Origin of the sequence: Nocardia sp. NPDC059154, assembly GCF_042755705.1 — a bacterium.
In the GTDB taxonomy this organism is placed as follows: Bacteria; Actinomycetota; Actinomycetes; order Mycobacteriales; family Mycobacteriaceae; genus Nocardia.
Genome location: NZ_JBHZCS010000030.1, coordinates 56,205 through 75,981, shown reverse-complemented (window position 1 = coordinate 75,981; position 19,777 = coordinate 56,205). Strand labels below are relative to the sequence as shown.

Annotated in this window: 21 protein-coding genes; 10 read left to right on the top strand and 11 right to left on the bottom strand. The window is 68.6% G+C overall.

What is annotated here, in order from left to right; translation table 11 throughout:
• Window positions 1–5: 5 nt before the first annotated feature.
• Window positions 6–770, bottom strand: coding sequence for a glucose 1-dehydrogenase (locus ACFXN1_RS25270; protein WP_379440124.1), 765 nt, complete (start codon window positions 768–770; stop codon window positions 6–8).
• A 167-nt stretch (window positions 771–937) separates the two neighbouring features.
• Here ACFXN1_RS25270 and ACFXN1_RS25265 point away from each other — a divergent pair, with 167 nt between their 5' ends.
• The 4 genes from ACFXN1_RS25265 to ACFXN1_RS25250 all read left to right on the top strand — a co-directional run bounded on the left by ACFXN1_RS25265 (window position 938) and on the right by ACFXN1_RS25250 (window position 4,381).
• On the top strand, window positions 938–2,065 hold the full coding sequence (locus tag ACFXN1_RS25265; protein WP_379440122.1) for an LLM class flavin-dependent oxidoreductase: 1,128 nt from the start codon (window positions 938–940) through the stop codon (window positions 2,063–2,065).
• Window positions 2,066–2,119: 54 nt separating this feature from the next.
• Complete coding sequence (locus ACFXN1_RS25260; protein WP_354834881.1) at window positions 2,120–2,875, top strand: glucose 1-dehydrogenase; 756 nt, start codon at window positions 2,120–2,122, stop codon at window positions 2,873–2,875.
• Between the two features lie 26 nt (window positions 2,876–2,901).
• Window positions 2,902–3,855, top strand: a complete 954-nt coding sequence (locus ACFXN1_RS25255; protein WP_379440121.1) for an alpha/beta hydrolase — start codon at window positions 2,902–2,904, stop codon at window positions 3,853–3,855.
• Window positions 3,856–3,928: 73 nt separating this feature from the next.
• Window positions 3,929–4,381 carry a DUF4189 domain-containing protein gene (locus tag ACFXN1_RS25250; RefSeq protein WP_379382494.1) on the top strand — a complete coding sequence of 151 codons (453 nt, stop codon included), beginning with the start codon at window positions 3,929–3,931 and terminating at the stop codon, window positions 4,379–4,381.
• A 16-nt stretch (window positions 4,382–4,397) separates the two neighbouring features.
• Here ACFXN1_RS25250 and ACFXN1_RS25245 read toward each other — a convergent pair whose 3' ends face one another.
• The 3 genes from ACFXN1_RS25245 to ACFXN1_RS25235 form a co-directional block, all read right to left on the bottom strand.
• Complete coding sequence (locus tag ACFXN1_RS25245) at window positions 4,398–4,766, bottom strand: DUF5313 family protein (protein ID WP_354834872.1); 369 nt, start codon at window positions 4,764–4,766, stop codon at window positions 4,398–4,400.
• A complete protein-coding gene (locus ACFXN1_RS25240; RefSeq protein ID WP_379399025.1) occupies window positions 4,763–5,248 on the bottom strand; it encodes a MarR family winged helix-turn-helix transcriptional regulator in 486 nt (161 codons plus the stop codon). The genes ACFXN1_RS25245 and ACFXN1_RS25240 overlap by 4 nt, the downstream gene beginning before the upstream one ends.
• A gap of 98 nt (window positions 5,249–5,346) precedes the next feature.
• On the bottom strand, window positions 5,347–5,772 hold the full coding sequence (locus ACFXN1_RS25235; protein ID WP_354834870.1) for a nuclear transport factor 2 family protein: 426 nt from the start codon (window positions 5,770–5,772) through the stop codon (window positions 5,347–5,349).
• A gap of 84 nt (window positions 5,773–5,856) precedes the next feature.
• On the opposite strand from ACFXN1_RS25235, the gene ACFXN1_RS25230 reads away from it, so the two are divergent.
• The 3 genes from ACFXN1_RS25230 (at window position 5,857) to ACFXN1_RS25220 (ending at window position 9,182) form a co-directional block, all read left to right on the top strand.
• On the top strand, window positions 5,857–6,414 hold the full coding sequence (locus ACFXN1_RS25230; RefSeq protein ID WP_379440119.1) for a TetR/AcrR family transcriptional regulator: 558 nt from the start codon (window positions 5,857–5,859) through the stop codon (window positions 6,412–6,414).
• Between the two features lie 245 nt (window positions 6,415–6,659).
• Window positions 6,660–7,883: a glutamate ABC transporter substrate-binding protein gene (locus tag ACFXN1_RS25225; RefSeq protein WP_379398892.1), complete on the top strand. Its 1,224-nt coding sequence runs from the start codon at window positions 6,660–6,662 to the stop codon at window positions 7,881–7,883.
• Window positions 7,884–7,958: 75 nt separating this feature from the next.
• On the top strand, window positions 7,959–9,182 hold the full coding sequence (locus ACFXN1_RS25220) for an RtcB family protein (RefSeq protein ID WP_379440118.1): 1,224 nt from the start codon (window positions 7,959–7,961) through the stop codon (window positions 9,180–9,182).
• A 6-nt stretch (window positions 9,183–9,188) separates the two neighbouring features.
• On the opposite strand, the gene ACFXN1_RS25215 is transcribed toward ACFXN1_RS25220, so the two are convergent.
• Window positions 9,189–9,587, bottom strand: coding sequence for a hypothetical protein (locus ACFXN1_RS25215; protein ID WP_354834858.1), 399 nt, complete (start codon window positions 9,585–9,587; stop codon window positions 9,189–9,191).
• Between the two features lie 467 nt (window positions 9,588–10,054).
• On the opposite strand from ACFXN1_RS25215, the gene ACFXN1_RS25210 reads away from it, so the two are divergent.
• A complete protein-coding gene (locus ACFXN1_RS25210; protein WP_379440172.1) occupies window positions 10,055–12,136 on the top strand; it encodes a RecQ family ATP-dependent DNA helicase in 2,082 nt (693 codons plus the stop codon).
• 13 nt (window positions 12,137–12,149) lie between these two features.
• Here ACFXN1_RS25210 and ACFXN1_RS25205 read toward each other — a convergent pair whose 3' ends face one another.
• On the bottom strand, window positions 12,150–12,656 hold the full coding sequence (locus ACFXN1_RS25205) for a MarR family winged helix-turn-helix transcriptional regulator (RefSeq protein ID WP_379440116.1): 507 nt from the start codon (window positions 12,654–12,656) through the stop codon (window positions 12,150–12,152).
• A 111-nt stretch (window positions 12,657–12,767) separates the two neighbouring features.
• Between ACFXN1_RS25205 and ACFXN1_RS25200 the strand changes: the two genes are divergently transcribed.
• Window positions 12,768–13,610: an NAD(P)H-binding protein gene (locus ACFXN1_RS25200; protein ID WP_379440115.1), complete on the top strand. Its 843-nt coding sequence runs from the start codon at window positions 12,768–12,770 to the stop codon at window positions 13,608–13,610.
• A 115-nt stretch (window positions 13,611–13,725) separates the two neighbouring features.
• Complete coding sequence (locus ACFXN1_RS25195) at window positions 13,726–14,826, top strand: methyltransferase (protein WP_379440113.1); 1,101 nt, start codon at window positions 13,726–13,728, stop codon at window positions 14,824–14,826.
• A 109-nt stretch (window positions 14,827–14,935) separates the two neighbouring features.
• On the opposite strand, the gene ACFXN1_RS25190 is transcribed toward ACFXN1_RS25195, so the two are convergent.
• From ACFXN1_RS25190 to rplU, 5 genes are all read right to left on the bottom strand, one after another.
• Entirely contained in the window at window positions 14,936–15,439 is a 504-nt protein-coding gene (locus ACFXN1_RS25190) for a DUF4254 domain-containing protein (RefSeq protein ID WP_379440112.1), read from the bottom strand.
• Between the two features lie 328 nt (window positions 15,440–15,767).
• Complete coding sequence (gene proB / locus ACFXN1_RS25185; protein ID WP_379440170.1) at window positions 15,768–16,847, bottom strand: glutamate 5-kinase; 1,080 nt, start codon at window positions 16,845–16,847, stop codon at window positions 15,768–15,770.
• A gap of 223 nt (window positions 16,848–17,070) precedes the next feature.
• Window positions 17,071–18,525, bottom strand: a complete 1,455-nt coding sequence (gene obgE, locus ACFXN1_RS25180; protein ID WP_379440110.1) for a GTPase ObgE — start codon at window positions 18,523–18,525, stop codon at window positions 17,071–17,073.
• 266 nt (window positions 18,526–18,791) lie between these two features.
• Window positions 18,792–19,058, bottom strand: a complete 267-nt coding sequence (gene rpmA / locus ACFXN1_RS25175; protein ID WP_040806195.1) for a 50S ribosomal protein L27 — start codon at window positions 19,056–19,058, stop codon at window positions 18,792–18,794.
• Between the two features lie 40 nt (window positions 19,059–19,098).
• Entirely contained in the window at window positions 19,099–19,410 is a 312-nt protein-coding gene (gene rplU, locus ACFXN1_RS25170; RefSeq protein ID WP_157354916.1) for a 50S ribosomal protein L21, read from the bottom strand.
• Between the last annotated feature and the right edge of the window lie 367 nt (window positions 19,411–19,777).

Sequence of the window (19,777 nt, the reverse complement as noted above, 5' to 3'; positions counted from 1 at the left end):
GTTCCTTAGTAGCCGCAGCTGGTCAGCATGCCGCCGTCGACGACGAATTCGCCTCCGGTGCAATAGCTCGAGGCGTCCGAGGCCAGGAACAACGCCACCTCGGAGACCTCGACCGGCTGACCCCAGCGCGGAATGGGCAATTCGGAGAAGAAGGTGTTGCCGTCCACCCCGGACGCGCCCGCGACGGACGCGGTCATGGGGGTGGCGATGCCGCCGGGATGAATCGAGTTCACCCGGATACCCGAGTGCCCCAGTTCCCGGGCGGCGGACTTGGTGAGCCCGCGCAGCGCGAATTTGCTCGCGCTGTAGGCGGAGAGACCGGCCGCACCGACGAAGCCCTCGACCGAGGAGACGTTCACGATGGACCCGCCGCCGGCGGCGGTGAGCGCGGGCGCGGCCGTCTTGATGCCGAGGAAAGCGCCGGTGACGTTGATGTTCATGATGGTGTTGAACTCGTCCAGGCTCATCTCCACGATGCGCTTGAACCGCAGGATGCCGGCATTGTTGATCAGCACATCCAGCTTGCCGAACGTGGTGGTGGCCGTGGAAACCGCTGCCTGCCAGTCGCTTTCGCTGGTGATGTCGTGGTGCACGTAGTGGACGGCGGCGCCCAGCTCGGCGGCCAGCGCCTTGCCCTCGTCGTCCAGCACATCACCGAACACGACCTTGGCGCCCTCGGCCACGAAGCGGCGCACGTGCTCCGCTCCCATGCCCCGGGCACCACCCGTCACCAGTGCCACCTTGCCGTCCAGCTGTCCCACCGATTCCATCCCTTCCTCTGCTCGTCAACCGACGCTAAGTCCCGATGCGGAACCCCGGCACGATGTGGTCCCGGCCACTGAGACAGACCCATGACCTGAGGCTATGGGTGCAGTTGTATTCCGGTTAGGCATAAGCGCCCGGACGGGTGAGGCAGCGTCGCGGCAAGGAGCCCCGGATGAAGTTCTCGATGATCTTCGAAGCGCAGATGACCGACCCCACCGCCGCGCACGAGGCCCAGGTCCTGCGCGATTGCGTCGAGCAGGCCGTGCTCGCGGATCAGGTCGGCTTCGACGCGGTGTGGGCGGTCGAGCATCACGGGCTCAAGTGGTACGCGCACATGAGCGCGCCGGAGATCTTCCTGACCTGGGTGGCCGCCAAGACCTCGCGGGTGCGCATCGGGCACGGCGTGGTGTGCATGCCGTTCGGCTTCAATCATCCGGTACGCACCGCTGAACGCGCGGCCATGCTCGACGTGCTCTCCGGCGGCCGCCTGAACCTGGGCGCCGGTCGCGGCGCGACCGCCGTCGAAACCTCCATGTGCGGAGTCGATCCCGACCGCACCTATCAGGAGGTCGAGGAATCGCTGCGCATGATCGCGGCCGCCTGGCAGGACCCCGAAGGCGAATTCGAGTACCACGGCGAGCTTTTGGACATCGACCCCCACCACCTGCTGCCGCGCCCGGTGCAGCGCCCGCATCCGCCGCTGTTCATGGCCTGCACCAAGAAGGACACCCTGAAGCTGGCCGCCGAGTACGGAATCGGCGCATTGGTCCTGGGTTTCGCGGGCATCGAGGAGATCGCCGAACTGCGCGGCATCTACGACGAGGCCATCGCGGCCCGCACCGGCGACCGCTTCGTCTCCACCGTTGTCAACGATCATTTCGCGGCGCTGTGCCCGACCATCGTCCTCGACGATCGGGAGCAGGCACAGCAGATCGGCGCGCGCGGCCAGCGCTTCTTCGCCCAGTCCATCAAGTACTACTACGGCGCGGGCCCGGTCCCCGACGAGGCCGTGGACCCGGCCGTCGACGAGATCGCCAAGATGCGGCAGGTCGCCGACGAACACGTCGCCTACCTGCACGAGGCCAAGATCCCGGTGAAGACCGGATCCACCGCCATCTTCAACACCGAGCACGCCTACGGCACCGCCGACGACGCCATCGCCTACGTCGAACGGCTGCAGGCGGCCGGGGCCGACGAGATCCTGTGCCTGATCCAGATGGGCACCGTGCCCCAGGACGCATGCCTGGAAACCATCCGCCAGTGGGGCGAGAAGGTCATCCCCCGCTTCCGAACCCGATAACACCGTCGTAACCGATAGACGACCGACAAGTAGATGACACAGAAAGAAGTCGAAATGGCTGATCTGACAGGCAAAGTCGCCCTGATCACCGGCGCCGCCCGCGGCCAGGGTGCGGCCGAGGCGCGACTGTTCGTGGAGCGCGGCGCCAAGGTGGTCATCACCGACGTGCTCGAGACCGAAGGCAAGGAACTCGCCGAATCCCTCGGCGACGCCGCACGTTTCGTGCGCCACGACGTCACCGACGCCGAGAGCTGGGACGCCGCGGTCAAGGTCGCCGTGGACACCTTCGGCAAGCTGGATGTGCTGGTGAACAATGCGGCCATCTACATCATGAAGCCGCTCACCGAGACCACCGCCGAAGAGCTGGAACGCATCCTGAAGGTCAACCTGATCGGCGCCTTCCACGGCATCAAGGCCGTGCTGCCCGCCATGACCGCGGCCGGCGGCGGCTCCATCGTGAACATCTCCTCGCAGGCCGGGCTCGAGGGCCTGATGAACCACAGCGCCTACGGTTCCTCCAAGTGGGGTCTGCGCGGCCTGTCCAAGATCGCCGCCCTGGAGCTGGGTCCGGCCCAGATCCGGGTCAACTCAGTGCATCCCGGCCCGATCGCCACCCCGATGGTGCCCTACCTGACCACCGGCCCCGGCAGCTTCCCGACCCTGCCGCTGGAGCGCACCGGCCTGCCCGAGGAGGTCGCCGAACTGGTCGCCTTCCTCGCCTCCGACGCCTCCGCCTACGTCACCGGCGCCGAGGTGACCGTCGACGGCGGTCTCGCCGCGGGCAAGTTCATCCCGCGGAACATGCAGTAAGACAGCGCGATCCAGGAAGGCCCGCAATGACCCTGTCCCCCGAATGGCAGACCTTCGTCGACGCCGCCACCGCGGCGTTCCCGGCGCTGGGCACCGAGGTGCTCGACGCCGCCGAAGCGCGGGCCTTCCTGGCCGCCCGCCCCGCCGCCGCCGTCGAGCCGATTCCCGTTGCGGGAGTGGAGGAATGGCTGGTGCCGGGGCCCGAGAACGCGCCGGAGGTGCCGGTGCGCCTGTACCGGCCGCTGGACGCCGAACCCGTTCCGGCCGTGGTGGTCTTCTACCACGGCGGCGGATTCGTGCTGTGCAGCCTGGACTCCCACGATCGGTTCTGCCGCACCATGGCCAATGAGGCCGGGGTCATCGTGGTCTCGGTCGACTACCGCCGCGCCCCGGAGGCCCGCTTCCCGGCCGCGGCCGACGATGCCTACGCCGTCCTGCGCTGGGTCGCCGACCACGCCGAATCCCTGGGCGGGGATCCCGATCGCATCGCGGTGGCCGGGGACAGCGCGGGCGGCAACCTCGCCACCGTCGCCGCCATCACCGCCCGCGACAACGGCGGTCCCGACATCGCCTTCCAGCTGCTCATGTACCCGCTGCTGGACCCGAACTGCGACCGACCGTCGCACATCGAGAACGCCGAGGGCTACTTCACCACCGCGGCCCACATTCGGTGGTACTGGGAGCAGTACCTGTTCTCGGACACCGAGAAGTCCGACCCCTACGCCAATCCCACCATCGCGGACCTGACCGGACTCCCGCCCGCCCACATCGCCACCGCCGAATTCGATCCGCTGCGCGACGAGGGCGAGGCCTACGGGCACAGGCTGCGCGAGGCGGGCGTCGAGACCGAGATCCACCGCTGGAACGGCACCGTGCACGGGTTCATGTCGATGGCCTTCCATCTGCGAGAAACCCAGCGCGCCAATGCGACCGCGTTCAGCGCGCTGCGCCGGGCGCTGGCCCGCACACCCGTCGTCTGAAATTCCCCGTGGGTTCACGGGCGGACCGGTTAGCATCACCTGCGTTCACATATCTGAAACGTCAGGAATTCTCTTGCCGGTCGCACGCCTCATCCCCTCGGCGACGAATCATGCCCGATTCGCCACGGGGGCAGCCGCTCTCACCGCGGCCATCACCCTCACCGCGGCCCTGGCGGGATCCGCCGGGGCCGCACCCCAGTCCTTCGGCACGCTGGCGCTGTCCCGGTTGAAGAACGCCGCGGTCGCCGACATCGGCACCACCAAGGTGACCGCCGACGCCGCCGCGATCCGCGACTGCGCCAACTACGACTGCGAGATCGTGCTCCGCTTCACCGGCGGCTGCGGCGCGGTCGCCCAGGGCGCGGACGGCACCTGGGGCTGGGCCCAGGGCGCGAGCCTCGACGAGGCCGAACAGAACGCCGTGAACGGGCTCGGCCAGAGCGCTCCCCCGTTCCCCGACCTGGGCAGCGCGCAACCCCGCGCCGCCCACGTCGTTGCGAGCACCTGCACCGAAAGCGGGCAGTAGCAACGGTTTTCGAGGCTCAGTGCGGGTACTGGGCCTCGTAGGCCGCGCGTTCGGCGGCCCGGCGGGCAGCCCGCGCCGGATTCTCCAGGTCCTCGGGGAAGCCGTGCTTCACCAGGCGGTGCGCCCGGTTCATCGGCATGTAGGCCACGATGTAGAACAGCGCCAGCAGCAGGCCCAGCAGGATCACCGCCAGCTTCAGCCACAGCTCACCCGGCAGCAGGAATGCCAGCGCGAACACCGGGACCAGCGGCACCAGCTGCCGCACGAGGTGCCGCGGCACCGCCCAGGGTCCGGTGAGGTCGTTGCGCACCCACTCGTGCAGATCCTCGGGCAGCACGCGCCCGCACGAGTAGCCGAGCCACTGAACAGGGTTGGGGCGCTTCATTTCCGGTTTCCCTTCGTCGATCCGGCCTGCTCGCCATCCGCCAAGACCGACCGCCGCGCCGCGGCGTTGACCCGATTCAGCACCTCGCGCAGCTCCTCGAGATCCGCCAGGCTCACCCCCAGCCGCGCCACCACCGCCGGCGGAATCCGCTCCGCCTCCCTGCGCAATTCGCGCCCGGCCTCGGTCAGATCCACAACCAGATTGCGCTCGTCGTGACTGTCGCGCCGGCGAGTGATGAGCCCGGCCGTCTCCAGCCGCTTCAGCAGCGGCGAGAGCGTCGGCGAATCGAGTTGAATGGCCTCGCCGATGTCCTTGACCGACATCGGCGCCTCACCCCACAGGGCCAGCATCACCAGATACTGCGGATGCGTCAGGCCCATGGGCTCGAGCAGCGGCCGGTACACCGCCAGCACCGCCCGATTGGCCACCGCCAGCGCGAAGCACACCTGCCGGTCCAGCCGCAGCGGGTCCTCGACCTCCAACTCCACCGCTCAGCCCTCCTGATCGTCTTGGTTAGGGCAATAATAGTTAATGCGCTAACTGTTCGTCGACGATCGGGTGGGTAATCGATATCACACGCTCAACCCTGCAGCGCCTGCCGCATGGTCAGGATCCGACCGGTGTCCATGTAGTCACGGAAGAGCGTGACCAGGCCGTTCTGCACGCGAATCACATTGACAGAACTGCGAATCCAGGCGCGCGGCTGCCCCGGGCGGGTGATGTCGATATCGACCTCGGTGATGAGCAGTTCCGGATCGCCGGTCTCGTGAACGACCGGACGGATGCCGTGCAGCTCCAGACTCGGCATTCCCGACCAGCGGGAGGCCAGGTACTCGCGGATCGCCTCCCGGCCCTCGATGCGGGTGGGCTCACCGGGAATCAGGAACGGGATCTCGAATACGGCATCCGGATCGAAGAGCGCGACGAACCGGTCGGCATCGCGCGAGGGCAGGCTCTGAAACAGCTGTTCAACAAGGTCACGAGGGGTTTCGACGGAAGTGGACACGACTGCCTCCAAAAACGGAACGTTGGACCCGGTTAGCATTCGGGGCGTGCGCCCCGTTTGTCAACGGCTGGGTAGGCTATCGGAGTGACGGATCGACCCCTGCGCGCCGATGCGCGCCGCAATCGCGAGCGGGTGCTGGCCGCCGCCCAGGAAGCCTTTGCCGCCGAAGGCCTTTCGGTGCCGCTCGACGAGATCGCCCGGCGGGCCGGCGTCGGGGCGGGCACGGTGTACCGCCACTTCCCCACCAAGGAGGCGCTTTTCGAGGCCGCCATCCTGGATCAGGTCGAGAAGATCACCGCACACGCCCGCGACCTGACCACCGCCGACGATCCGGGGACGGCGTTCTTCGAATTCCTGGAGAAGCTGGTCCTGCAGGGCGGCGTCAAACGCGACCTCGCGGACGCGTTGCGCGCCAACGGCGGTGAATACCCGCGCACGGTCTCGCGCGACCTCGAAACAGCACTGGGGACCCTGCTCTCCCGCGCGCAGCAGGCGGGCGCGGTGCGGCCCGACATCAGCGTCGGTGACCTGCTCACCATCATCAAGGGCATCTTCCTCGCCGCACACGACACGAGCGCGACCCCGGGACTGCGCGAGCGCACCTTCGCCGTGATGACCGACGGATTACGCACCTCGCGCTGACCGGCCGGAACAAACGGAGACCAGCCCGTCCAGCCGTTCGCAAACCTGGGGCAATAATCGCTGAAATATTGCGGAATTGCCTGAAGCGCGGGCGAATCGCGCGTCCAGTTCGGCGATGTCCGCACGTTTTCTCAACTCGGATGCTTTGATGCACCATGTGCTGACCGGTTGCCTCTCCGGCACCTCGGCCCGGGGCTGTTCTTCGACGTTCATCCGCACGAGTTGACGACAGGAGATCGGATTCGATGAAGCGTGCGATCCGCGCCGTCGCGGTTATGACCGGACTGGCACTCGCAGCCTGCGGTAACACTCCGAAACCCGACGACGCGCCGCGGTCGGCGCCACCGCGGACGCTGACCATCGGCATCAAATTCGATCAACCCGGGCTGTCGGTCGAGGGACCCGACGGCAAACCCCACGGCTTCGATGTCGACACCGCCGTCTACATCGCCGACAAGCTCGGCGTCACCCCCGACCACATCACCTGGCGCGAGGCCCGCACCGATCAGCGCGAGGACCTGTTGAACTCGGGCGCAGTCGATTTCATCGTCGCCTCCTACTCCATCACCGCCGCCCGCCAGCAACTGGTCTCCTTCGCCGGGCCCTACCTGCTGGCCGGGCAGGACCTGCTGGTACGGCAGAGCGAACGCGCCATCGACCAGCCCGAGGACCTGGACGGACGCACCGTCTGCACCGCCGAGGGCTCGACCTCCGCCGACAAGATCCGGCGCAGCTTCGCCCAGAACGTGAAGCTCGCCACCCGCGACACCTACGCGGAGTGCGTCGCCGACCTGATCGCGGGCACCATCGACGCCGTCACCACCGACGACGTCATTCTGGCCGGATACGCCCATGAGCACCCGGGCGTGCTGCGCGTGGTCGGGCACCGCTTCACCCGCGAGCGCTACGGGGTCGGCGTGCGCAAGGGCGATCTCGAATTGCAGAGCCGCATCACCACGGTCATCCGCATGATGATCGACGACGGCAGCTGGCGGCGCGCCATGGACGCCGATCTCACCGCAAGTGGATACACGCCGCTGCCCGCGCCGGTGGTGTTCAATGCGCCGGACAAAACGGTCACTCCCGGCGATCCGACCACCCTCGACCCGGAATTGGTGAATGCGGCCACGGCCGTCGCGGCCACCTCCAATGCTCGCGACTGGGAGGGCTTTCGTTCCCTGGTCTGCCCCGAAACAGCCGACACCATCGACCAGATCGTCTTCCAATACACCCCGCAATTCGACAAATCACTCGGTGCGGAAGTGAAGAACGCCGGCTACACGAACACTGTCACCGGAGTCACCCAAAACGACCCGAACTCCGCCACCTTCGCATTCCACGAAACCTTCACAAACGTCCCCGAGAAATACCGCAGCTACTTCAAGGACATCGATTACACCGGCACCATGGTCCGGCGCAACGGCGCCTGGAAGCTGTGCGGCCTCGCCGCGGATTTCGTCGAACCCTGACCGCCGGATAAATACGGTGCACCGGGACGGGCGGTGGACCTACCGTGGACAGCAGTCGAGAGGAAGGAAAGTCCCATGTTTCCCGTCGAGCTGCGCGGTACTCGGGCGCAGACGCTCATGTGGGCCCACGAGCACGAGGTCGAACCGGCCGCGCTGCAGCAGCTGCGGAATATCGCGCAACTGAAGTGGGTGTACGGGGTACGGGTGATGCCGGACGTGCACCTGGGCAAGGGCGCGACGGTCGGCTCGGTCATCGCCATGAAGGACGCGGTCGCGCCCGCGGCGGTCGGGGTGGACATCGGTTGTGGAATGGAGGCCGTGCTCACTTCGCTGACCGCGGCCGACCTGCCCGACAACCTGCACTCGCTGCGATCACGAATCGAGGCGGTGCTGCCGGTGGGATTCGCGGCCCACCACGACCCGGTGAACGTGAACAGGTTGAACGCAGAGGTTTTCGGTCAGCGCGCGGCGGGCACCACCCTGCGCGCGGGGTGGGACCGCTTCTGGAAGGCGTTCGATTCACTGGATCCGGCCGTGCAGGCTCGCGAGTCCAAGGCACACAAGCAGATGGGAACGCTGGGCGGCGGCAACCACTTCCAGGAGCTGTGCATCGACACCGAGCAGCGCGTGTGGATCCTGCTGCACTCCGGAAGCCGCAATATCGGCAAGGAACTCGCCGACCGGCACATGACCGTGGCCCGCAGACTGCCGCACAATGCGGATCTGCCGGATCGCGACCTGGCGGTATTCCTGTCCGGGACACCGGAAATGGATGCCTACCGCCATGACCTGACCTGGGCGCAGGAGTACGCGGCGCGCAACCGCGCTGTCATGCTCGCCCTGGTCTGCAAGGCAGTGCGCGACGAATTCCACGGTCTGGACGTGCGATTCGACGATCCCATCTCCTGCCACCACAACTATGTGGCGGAGGAGGTCATCGACGGGATCCCCATGCTGGTCACCCGCAAGGGCGCGGTGCGTGCGGGTGCGGGCGACCTGGCGCTGATTCCGGGGTCGATGGGCACGCGCTCATATGTGGTGCGAGGCAAGGGGAATCCGGCCTCGTTCCAGTCGGCGTCGCACGGCGCGGGCCGGCGGATGAGCCGCAATGCGGCCAAGCGCCAGTTCACCGTGGCCGACCTGGTCGCGCAGACCGAGGGCGTGGAGTCCCGCAAGGACGCCGGGGTGATCGACGAGATCCCCGCGGCCTACAAGGACATCGACCAGGTCATCGCGGCCCAGTCCGACCTGGTCGACATTGTCGCCACGCTGCGGCAGGTGCTGTGTGTGAAGGGTTGACCGGGGTCAGCGGCGGCGGAAGGTCGCCGCTGCACCCGCACCCACCAGCAGGATGCCCACGATGAGCGGGAATCCCGTTTGCAGCCACTGGAACAGCGCGATGTGCATGTCGTCGGACACCGGCAGATCGCCGATCAGGCGGAAGGTGTCGTCCGGGAAGATGAAATGGATGATCCCGGGCAGCACCCCCCACACCAGCCCGGCGATGATGGTGCCCGCCGGCGAATAGGCGGCCAGGGCCGCCACCAGCAGGAACACCACCGCGGCAATGAGGATCTCGACGGTCGAGCCGACGCGGTCGGCGAAGTCCCCGAGGATCGTCCACTGCCTGGTCCCGGCCGCGCCGCGGGCGGCGAGGACGATGCCGACGGGGGTCAGGATCAACCCCACCAGCGCGCCGGTCACCGTCCGCGAAACACCTCCACTACTGCGAAACTCTGTACCCGGCGGAGTCCACCCCGCGGGCGACGGAAACTTCTCCGGCATCTGCGTCTCCCTGCGCAACCCCGGACGCCCTTCGTGCCCGGAATCCTATTGTCCGTCCGCGCACGGGATTCCGCGCGATCTTGACCCCACCGCAACCAAGGCGGTCTCCACCGGTGTTTTACAGGGCAGACGTTTGTCCGGTTCGGAGTATTTGCACGGGTCGCACGCGCGGGTGGCACGCAAGGGGTGCGAAGTCGGTCGAAAATTCGGGCAGGGGGCAGGTGGTGTCGGTGCGGTGGGGCACCATGGAGCGCGTGACCTCGACCGACCCAGCCACCTCGCCCGCCACCGACCCTTCGGCCTCGGCGACGACCGGCACGTCCCGGCCGTCGCCCGATACCGCCGACCCCCGCTCGGCGGCCTCGGAGCCGGTTCGCGCGGGCGGCCTGAGGGAGGACGCCGAGTCGCTGCTGCGGGAGCTGGCCGGGCCGCAGGCGCGGCTGCGCGAGGATCAGTGGATCGCGATCGAGGCGCTCGTAGTGCAGCGGCGGCGGGCACTGGTGGTGCAACGCACCGGGTGGGGCAAGTCGGCGGTGTACTTCATCTCCGCGAAGCTGCTGCGGGCGCAGGGGCGGGGGCCGACGGTGATCGTGTCGCCGCTGCTGGCCCTGATGCGCAACCAGGTCGCGGCGGCCGAACGCGCGGGAGTCGTCGCGGCGACCATCAATTCGGGGAATGTCACCGAGTGGGACGAGATCCACGCGCGGGTGGCGGCCGGGGATGTCGATGTGCTGCTGGTGAGTCCGGAGCGCTTGAACAACCCGGACTTCCGCGATTCGGTGCTGCCGAAGCTGGCCGCGGACGCGGGGCTGGTGGTGATCGACGAGGCGCACTGCGTGTCCGACTGGGGCCACGACTTCCGGCCGGACTATCGGCGGATCCGCACGCTCATCGCCGATCTCGGGTCCGAGGTGCCGGTCCTGGCGACCACGGCCACCGCCAACGACCGGGTGGTGACCGATGTGGCGACCCAGATCGGCACGGACACATTGGTTTTGCGCGGCAGTCTGGACCGGGAGTCCCTGCATCTGTCGGTGGTGCGCATCCCCGATGCGGTGCAGCGCACGGCCTGGCTCAGCCGGCGGCTGCACGAACTGCCGGGCTCCGGCATCGTCTACACGCTCACGGTGGCCGCGGCCCACGATCTCGCCGACGTTCTCAACTCGCACGGACACCACGTCGCCGCCTATACCGGGCAGACCGACCCCACCGAACGGGAAGCCCTCGAGGCCGCGCTGCTGAACAACGAGGTGAAGGCGCTCATCGCCACCTCCGCGCTCGGAATGGGTTTCGACAAGCCGGATCTCGGCTTCGTCGTGCACCTCGGCGCGCCCTCCTCCCCCATCTCCTACTACCAGCAGGTGGGCCGTGCGGGCCGCGGCACCGAGCGGGCCGAGGTGGTGCTGCTGCCCGGCCACGAGGACCGGCAGATCTGGAGTTACTTCGCGTCGGTGGCCTTCCCGCGCGAGCACATCGTGCGCTCCGTGCTCGCCGCCCTCGACACCGACCGGCCGCTGTCCACCGCCGCCCTGGAACCGCTGGTCGAGCTCAACCGCTCCCGCCTGGAGATGGTGCTCAAGGTGCTGGACGTGGACGGCGCGGTGCGCCGGGTGCGCGGCGGCTGGCTGGGCACCGGTCAGCCCTGGGCCTACGACACCGAACGCTACGAGCGGCTCAGTGTGGCGCGCGAGGCCGAGCAGCAGGCCATGATCGACTACGAGTCCACCGCCGAGTGCCGGATGACGTTCCTGCGCAGGCAACTCGACGATCCCGGCCTCACCGCGGACGCCCGCTGCGGCCGCTGCGACAACTGCACCGGCACCCGCCTGGACATCGCCGTCGACGCCGCCGACCTGGCCGATATCCGCACCCGCCTGGACCGGCCCGGCATCGATCTCGCGCCCCGCAAGCAGTGGCCCACCGGCCTGGCCAAACTCGGAATCCCGTTGTCCGGCAAGATCACCGACGGTCCCGAGACCGGCCGCGTCCTGGGCCGCCTCAGCAACCTCGGCTGGGGTCAGCGCCTGCGCCCACTCCTCGACGGCCCCGACGCTCCGATCCCCGACGAGGTCTTCCGCGCCTGCACCACCGTGCTGCGCGAATGGAACTGGGCCCAGCGCCCCACCGCCGTCATGGCTCTGGACTCCGGCGCGCACCCGATCCTGACCCGCTCACTGGCCGCCCGCCTCGCCGAGGTCGGCCGCCTAGCGGACCTCGGCGTCCTCCACCTGCGCCCCGACCTGCCACCGGTCTCCGCCGCCAACTCGGCCCACCGGGTGGCCGCCCTCCACAATGCCTGGGAGACACCGGATCTCAGCGCGGTCGACGGCAAGCGCGGGGAGGCGGAGCGCATCCTGCTGGTCGACGCCCTGACCGACACCGGCTGGACCTTCACCATGGCCGCCCGCATGCTCCGCGCCGCGGGCGCCGCCGCCGTCCTCCCCTTCGCGCTGGCCACCCCGTCCTGATCACCCCGCGAGCTCAGGCGTCGGCGGGCGGGCGGCGGTTCTTGAGGTCGTCGATGGCGTCGACGTAGCGGAGCATCAAGCGGGCGAATTCGAGGCGGTCCTGTTCGGGCCATTCGGCGGTGATGTATTCGTACGCGGCACGCTGCCGGCGACGGAAGGTGCGCATGAACTCGAGGCCCTGCTCGCTCAGCTCGAGGACCGCGCGGCGGCCGTCCAGCTGGGAGGGGACGCGCCGCAGGTAGCCCGCCTTGATGCTGTCGGTGACCATGCGGCTGGCCACCGAGGGATCGACGCACATGCCCGCGGCGATACCGCCGACCGTCATCTCCTGCCCGGGCTCGCGGGGGTCCTGGCCGGCACTCTGAGGGCAGCCGAGCACCATGCCCAGCAGCAGGGCGCGGGTCGAATCCTTGGTGCTGATGGGGTCTTCGACCTCCTGGAGGACACCGCGGCGGAGCTTGCCGAATGCCGGTCCGATGGCATCGAGCAGCTCGTCGGGGGTGCGGTCGTCCTGGGTCATGGGCACATCGTATCTGCATGCATTCGCGAACATATGTGTTGACTCGCAAATGTGTGCATGACAGCATGCATTTGTCCATCTGCATGGATTCCCACTCGATCGGAGTACGCCATGACCATCCTCGTCACCGGCGCCCGCGGCCAGATCGGCCGCGCCGTCCTCACCACCCTGCACGCCCGGGGGCTGCCCGTCCGCGCGGCCAGCAAGGACCCGTCCGCCCTCGACCTCCCCGCCGGAATCGAGGTCGTCGCACTGCGCGGCGACGATCCCGAAAGCCTCACCGCCGCACTGGAAAACGTGCGCCAGGTCTTCCTCTACGCCGACCCCGGCACCGCGACCACCTTCGTGCGGGCCGCCGAGCAGGCGGGAGTCGAGCACGTCGTACTGCTGTCGTCCTCCGCGGTCGACTCCCCCGACGCCGCTTCCAACCCCATCGGCGCCAGCCACCTGGCGGTCGAAAAGGCGCTCGCCGCTTCTACTCTCGCCACCACCACGCTGCGACCGGGCGGATTCGACAGCAATGCCTTCGGCTGGATCCCGGCCGTCTCGGCGGGACAGCCCATCGAGCACGCCTACCCGGACGCCGCCCTGGCCATGATCCACCCGCTGGATATCGCCGATATCGCCGTCGCCGCCCTCACCGGCCCCGAATTGCGCGGCCGCACAGTCAGTCTCACCGGCCCCGAGGCGATCAGCTTCCGCGCGCAGATCGCCGCGCTGTCGGAGGCCATCGGCCGGGAGATCCCGATCGTCACCATCACCCCGGAGCAGGCACAGGCACAGCTGTCGCAAACCATGCCGCCGTACATCGTGGACGCCCTGCTGACCATCTGGGCGCTCACCACCGAGCAGCCCGAGACCCCGGCCGACACCACCGACACCCTGCTGGGCGTCCCGGGCCGCACCTTCGCGCAGTGGGCCCGCGAGAACGCCGCCGCCTTCACCGCCGCCTGACCAGCGCCACGCCGGGCTGATTGCCCGGCCGTCGCGGAAACCACTGCCCACCAGGGACGCAGCGCGTAGGCTCAGGCAAATCCCGCAGTCGCCGAACGATCCTGGGGAGTTCAACATGGCGTCCGCATCACTCAAAGCTCCACCTTTGCCATTGCTGCGCGCCATCACCTGGCTCCGCGACGGCATGTATGCCCTGCATCGGCGGATGGTTCCCGGGCACATCGCGCTCCTCGAACTGGCCACGGCCGGATATCTCAGTCAGGCCACCTGCGCGGCGGCCGAGCTGGGCATCGCCGACGCGCTCGCCGAGGGCCCCAGGCAGCCTGGCGACCTCGCGGCGGCGGTCGGCGCGAACGAGGACGCGCTGCGGCGGCTCATGCGCCTGCTGATCAGTGCGGGCGTGTTCGCGCAGCGCCGGGACGGCGCGTACGAGCTGACCGGCATGTCGCAGGCGCTGTGCTCGGATGCGCCGGTCACGCTGCGGGATCTGCTCCTGTTCTTCGGGGCCGATCTGCATCGCAAACACTGGACGCACCTCAGCGGCTCGGTCCGGTCCGGCGGATCACTCTGGCCCGAGCTGGAAGGCATGGAGTTCTTCGAGTTCGCCGACAAGCATCCCGAGGCCGGGGAGATCTTCGACCGCGCCATGACCAGCGTCAGCAGTCTGTCCAACGAGCCGTTGCAGGCCGCCTTCGACTTCGGCCGATTCGGCTCGATCGTGGATGTCGGCGGCGGGCGCGGCAGCCTGCTCGTCGACATCCTGCAACGCCACCCCTCCATGCGCGGCACCGTCTTCGACCTGCCCCGCGTGCAGGAAGGCCTCGAGGAAAAGCTCCGGATGCCGGGCCTGACCGGCCGTCTGACCTTCGACCCGGGCAGCTTCTTCGACTCGGTCCCCAAGGGCGCCGACGCCTACCTGCTCAAACACATCCTGCACGACTGGTCGGACGAGGATGCCGAACGCATCCTGCGCACCATCCGCGCCGCCATGGAATCCGAGGCGCGCCTGCTCATCATCGAAATGGTCATGCCGCAACACCACCGCCCCCACCCGGGCAAGATCATCGACCTGGAGATGCTGATCCAGACCCCGGGCGGCCGGGAACGCACCCAGACCGAATTCGGAAACCTGCTCTCCCGCAGCGGATTCGTGCTCACCGGGGTGACCGCGACCGCCGCCCCCGACTGCGTGATCGAGGCCCATCCGGCGTGGTGATCGGGCCTGCCCGCCCGATCAGTGAGGCACCCGCGCGGCGTGTGCGGTGCAAGGTCACACGCCCGGCGCGGGCCTCCCGCCACCCGGATGCGGTTGCCGCACCGGCACTTCAGGCGGAGCGGCGGATTCTCGGGCCGACAACCCCTGCGGCCCGATCGGTCCAGCCGTCCGCCATCTGCGCCAGTAGGAACCAGGCGGCGTGTACTTGTTCGTCCGATACGTTCTCGGCCGTCCGGAGCAGATGCACGGCGCGCACATGGGCGGCCGCCATGGCATCCACCACGGCCCCGAGGGATTCGGCCCGCGCTGCACCCCTCGGCAGCGCCCGGCTCGTCACCCACTCGTCGATGAACGAGACCAGTTGAGCGCGTAGCTCGTCGATCCCGCCCGCATCGCCGGACTGTTCCCGCCGCTGCAGGTGCAGTTCGGCCAGCGCCCGGGCCCAGCGGGTGACCGCGTGGTCCTCGGGCTGATCACCGATGTGGCCGCAGAAGGCGGCCAGCAGTTCATGCCAATCGGGCAGTAGTGGGCGTTCGGCGAACCTCTCCTCGAAACTCGTGTCACGTCCGCTCGCCCGCCACAGCTCTGTGCTATCAGGTTGCGGTACGTACATACCTACCTCCACGGGCGGTGCGGCGCACCCGGAGCCGCGGGCGATCACCGGACCGCGAGCCCGGCGCGGCAAGGGCGGACCGCGCCGGATCCAGGCGACCGCTATCGGCGAAGGGCACATCTCGATGCGGCACCGGGTGCTCCTCAAGCATGAACCTCCGGGCCGTCCCGCCCACTGCCCTTCCCCCGCCCTCCCCCTGCCCCTCGCCCGAGCGACCAACCGACCGGTTCGTGGCGTTACTTCGCCTCTCCCCCAATGCAATTCGCCCGTAACCGACACTTCGCCTTCGTGTGCCGCGGGCGAAACCAGACCTTCACCAGGACCGTGGCTAGACCTTCACCAGATCGTCGGCATGCACGACCGGGCGCTGCATGCTGTCGGGGAGGGCGGTGGTGGAACGACCCTTCATGGTCTCCAATTCGTCGCTGTCATAGGCGGCCACGCCGCGGGCGACGAGCAGGCCGTCGGGCGCGATCAGATCGACGACGTCACCGGCATAGAAGTGACCCGCCACCTCGGTGATGCCCGCCGCCAGCAGCGAGTGGCGGCGCTCCGACACGGCCGCGACCGCGCCCGCGTCCAGATGCACCGCGCCCCGGGCGTCGGCCGCGTGCCGGACCCAGAACTTGCGAGCCGAGAGCCGCACCGGACGCGCGGCGAAGGCGGTGCCCACGGTCGCGCCCGAAAGCGCCGCCGCCGCATCCGAAGCCGCGGCCAGCAGCACCGGCACGCCGGCATCCGCGGCCAGGCGGGCCGCCGACAGCTTCGAGGCCATACCGCCGGTGCCCAGCGCGCCACCGGATCCGGCGATGACGCCGTCCAGATCGGCGCTGCTGCGCACCTCGGGAATGAAGTTCGCCGAACCCTTACGCGGATCGCCGTCGTAGAGGCCGTCGACATCCGACAGCAGGATCAGGGCATCCGCGCCGACCAGGTGGGCCACCAGGGCCGCCAGCCGGTCATTGTCGCCGAACCGGATCTCTTCCGTTGCGACAGTGTCGTTCTCGTTCACCACCGCGATGGCGTGCAGTGAGCGCAGGCGGTCCAGGGTGCGCTGGGCATTGCGGTGCGGTTCACGGCGGCCGAAGTCGCCCGCGCTCAACAGCACCTGGCCGACGACGCGATCGTAGCGGGCGAAGGAGGTGCCCCAGGCGTGCGCCAGCGCCAGCTGCCCGACACTCGCGGCGGCCTGCTTGGTGGCGAGATCCCTTGGGCGCTTGGACAATCCGAGCGGAGCCATGCCCGCGCCGATGGCGCCCGAGGACACCACCACCAGATCCGATCCCGCGCGCATACGGGCCTCGACCGCATCGGCCAGCCGGTCCAGCCGGCCGGTATCGAGGCCGCCCTCCAGGGAGGTCAGCGCCGACGAGCCGATCTTCACCACCACACTGCGCGCCGACGCGATCGCCTGCCGCGCCGCACTGAGCTCTCCGGATCCAGCACTGCGCTCTCCAGATCCAGCACTGAGCTCCCCGAGTCCAGCGCCCTGTCCCGTCACCTGAGTGCCGCTCGAACCCACTTGCACCACACCTCAATTCGCCCGCGGCGCCGCAGCGCCGTCGCACCCGAATCCGTTGCCCACCCGCACCGGCCGCCCGCTCCGTCGCGAACAGCCCTGCGGCACTGTATTACTCGTCGTCCTCGGTCACCAGGCCGCGGCGCACACGCGAGGCGTGCTTGCGCTCGGCGGCGCCGATGCGTTCGGTCTGATCCAGGCGCGGGTCCACGCCGCGGCGGGTCATCAGGGTCTCCACACCGGCGGAAATCGAAGGCTCCCAATCGAAGCAGTAATCCGCGATGGTGACCGACGCACCCGGCTCCGCGCCGAGCTTGACCAACTCGTCCTCGACACCGAGGCGGGCCAGCCGGTCGGCCAGGTAGCCCACGGCCTCGTCATTGTCGAACTGGGTCTGGTGCACCCACCGCTCGGGCCGCTCGCCGATGACGATGAAGCCGCCCTCGACCTCGGGATCCTGAATGACCCGGAAACCGCTGTCGCCCTTGGCGACCGGTCGGATGATCTGCCGCTTCGGCTCCGCCTTCGGATGCGCCGCCCGGTACTCGGCGACCATCTCCGCGAGCGCGAAGGTCAACGGCCGCAAGCCTTCCCGGCTCACCGCCGAGATCTTGTAGACCGGCCAGCCGCGCTTCTCGAACTCCGGCAGCACGAACTCGGCCAGCTCGTCGGCATCCGGGATATCGGCCTTGTTCAGGATGACCACGCGCGGGCGATCCGCCAGATCACCCAGACCGGCGTCGCCCACCAGCGCGGGCTGGTACGCGGCCAGCTCGGCCTCCAGCGCGTCCACATCCGACACCGGGTCACGGCCCGGCTCCAGCGTCGCGCAGTCCACCACGTGGGCCAGCACCGCGCAGCGCTCCAGATGCCGCAGGAAATCCAGGCCCAGGCCGCGGCCCTCGCTCGCGCCCGGGATCAGGCCGGGCACATCGGCCACGGTGAAAGTGGTGTCACCCGACAGCACCACACCGAGGTTCGGCACCAGCGTGGTGAACGGGTAGTCCGCGATCTTCGGCTTGGCCGCCGACAGCACCGACACCAGCGACGACTTACCGGCCGACGGGAAGCCCACCAGGCCCACATCCGCCACCGACTTCAGCTCGAGCACCAGCTCGCGCTCCTGGCCCTCCTCGCCGAGCAGCGCGAAACCGGGCGCCTTGCGCGACTTGGACACCAGCGCGGCATTGCCCAGCCCGCCGCGGCCGCCCCGGGCCGCCACGTACGTCGAACCCACCCCGATCAGGTCGGCCAGCACCTCACCGTCGGTGCTCATGACGACGGTGCCGTCCGGCACCTTCAGCAGCAGCCCCTCGCCCTGCTTGCCATTGCGGTTGCCGCCCTCACCGGGCTTGCCGTTGCCGCCCTTGGCATGCGGGTGGAAGTGGAAGTCGAGCAGCGTGTGCACATTGGGGTCGACCTCGAGGATCACGTCCCCGCCATTGCCCCCATTGCCGCCATCCGGGCCACCCAGGGGCATGAACTTCTCACGCCGCACCGAGGCACACCCGTGCCCACCCTTGCCCGCGCGCACATGCAAAACGACACGGTCGATGAATTTGGACATATCGGTGATCATCCTCCTTCAGGACTAGTCGACTCTGTCTAATTTGCCCTCCGCTGCGCTCCGGGCTGGTTCGCGGCGCTGAAGGTCTCGTTCTTCCCTCCTCCGCTCCTCCGCTTCGCTCCCCCGCTCCGTCAGTCCAGAACGAGACGCGCCGCGAACCTGTGAGCATCGGCGGTGTGGTGCTGCTGTAAACAGCAAAGCGGGCCAGGGTTAATCCAAACCCTGACCCGCTTCGGAAGTGTATGGAGAGAACTCCGGTGCGCCGGTCAGGCGTTCACCGGCTCCGGAACCACGATGTTGACGGTCTTGCGGCCACGCTTGGTGCCGAACTGCACCGCACCCGCCTCGAGGGCGAACAGCGTGTCGTCGCCGCCACGGCCGACGTTGACGCCGGGGTGGAAGTGCGTGCCGCGCTGACGAACCAGGATCTCGCCGGCCTTGACGGTCTGACCGCCGAAGCGCTTCACACCGAGCCGCTGCGCATTCGAATCGCGACCATTGCGCGAGCTGGATGCACCCTTCTTATGTGCCATTTCAGAACTCCTCGTGCCGGGGTGCGAACCCCAAGTCGGATTACTTGATGCCGGTGACCTTCAGGACCGTCAGCTTCTGACGGTGGCCCTGACGCTTGTGGTAGCCGGTCTTGTTCTTGAACTTGTGGATGCGGATCTTCGGGCCCTTGGTCTGTTCGACGACCTCGGCGGACACGGAAACCTTCGCCAGCTTGTCAGCATCGGTGGTCAGCTCGGCGCCGTCAACGACCAGCACCGGCGCCAGGGACACCGCAGTGCCCGGCTCACCCTCGATCTTCTCGACCTTCACCAGGTCACCGACCGCGACCTTGTACTGCTTTCCGCCGGTCTTGACGATTGCGTACGTTGCCATCGGTCGGCTGCCCTTCTTTCTTTACAAGTGCGCGAGGTGCTCGGCACTCTGCTCACACGGCCGGTCGTCCGGTTCGCACCGGAAACCGCCGCAGACTGGTCTGGTGGTTTTCACCGCCGCCTCGGGCCTTTGGTTCTACCGAACCGAACCTGGCCCACTCACAGCACTAGTCACAACAGAGTGCCGTCGCAGGGGGCAGCGACTGACCAAGACTACAGGACACCGCCGACCCCCTCCAAACCGGGCCGCCGCCCACCACCGATGGTGTTCGTCACCGCCCCAAAAGGCCGTGGCCCCGACAGAACTTCGCGGGGACCCGAGTCCGGCTTGCGGGGGTCGGCTAGTTTTCACCCTCCGGCGGCAGGGC

Bases quoted from the DNA above. Each gene is read 5' to 3' on its own strand.
- ACFXN1_RS25270 (WP_379440124.1), bottom strand. From the start codon at position 770: ATGGAATCGGTGGGACAGCTGGACGGCAAGGTGGCACTGGTGACGGGT.
- ACFXN1_RS25265 (WP_379440122.1), top strand. From the start codon at position 938: ATGAAGTTCTCGATGATCTTCGAAGCGCAGATGACCGACCCCACCGCC.
- ACFXN1_RS25260 (WP_354834881.1), top strand. From the start codon at position 2,120: ATGGCTGATCTGACAGGCAAAGTCGCCCTGATCACCGGCGCCGCCCGC.
- ACFXN1_RS25255 (WP_379440121.1), top strand. From the start codon at position 2,902: ATGACCCTGTCCCCCGAATGGCAGACCTTCGTCGACGCCGCCACCGCG.
- ACFXN1_RS25245 (WP_354834872.1), bottom strand. From the start codon at position 4,766: ATGAAGCGCCCCAACCCTGTTCAGTGGCTCGGCTACTCGTGCGGGCGC.
- ACFXN1_RS25225 (WP_379398892.1), top strand. From the start codon at position 6,660: ATGAAGCGTGCGATCCGCGCCGTCGCGGTTATGACCGGACTGGCACTC.
- ACFXN1_RS25220 (WP_379440118.1), top strand. From the start codon at position 7,959: ATGTTTCCCGTCGAGCTGCGCGGTACTCGGGCGCAGACGCTCATGTGG.
- ACFXN1_RS25205 (WP_379440116.1), bottom strand. From the start codon at position 12,656: ATGACCCAGGACGACCGCACCCCCGACGAGCTGCTCGATGCCATCGGA.
- ACFXN1_RS25200 (WP_379440115.1), top strand. From the start codon at position 12,768: ATGACCATCCTCGTCACCGGCGCCCGCGGCCAGATCGGCCGCGCCGTC.
- ACFXN1_RS25195 (WP_379440113.1), top strand. From the start codon at position 13,726: ATGGCGTCCGCATCACTCAAAGCTCCACCTTTGCCATTGCTGCGCGCC.
- ACFXN1_RS25190 (WP_379440112.1), bottom strand. From the start codon at position 15,439: ATGTACGTACCGCAACCTGATAGCACAGAGCTGTGGCGGGCGAGCGGA.
- obgE (WP_379440110.1), bottom strand. From the start codon at position 18,525: ATGTCCAAATTCATCGACCGTGTCGTTTTGCATGTGCGCGCGGGCAAG.
- rpmA (WP_040806195.1), bottom strand. From the start codon at position 19,058: ATGGCACATAAGAAGGGTGCATCCAGCTCGCGCAATGGTCGCGATTCG.
- rplU (WP_157354916.1), bottom strand. From the start codon at position 19,410: ATGGCAACGTACGCAATCGTCAAGACCGGCGGAAAGCAGTACAAGGTC.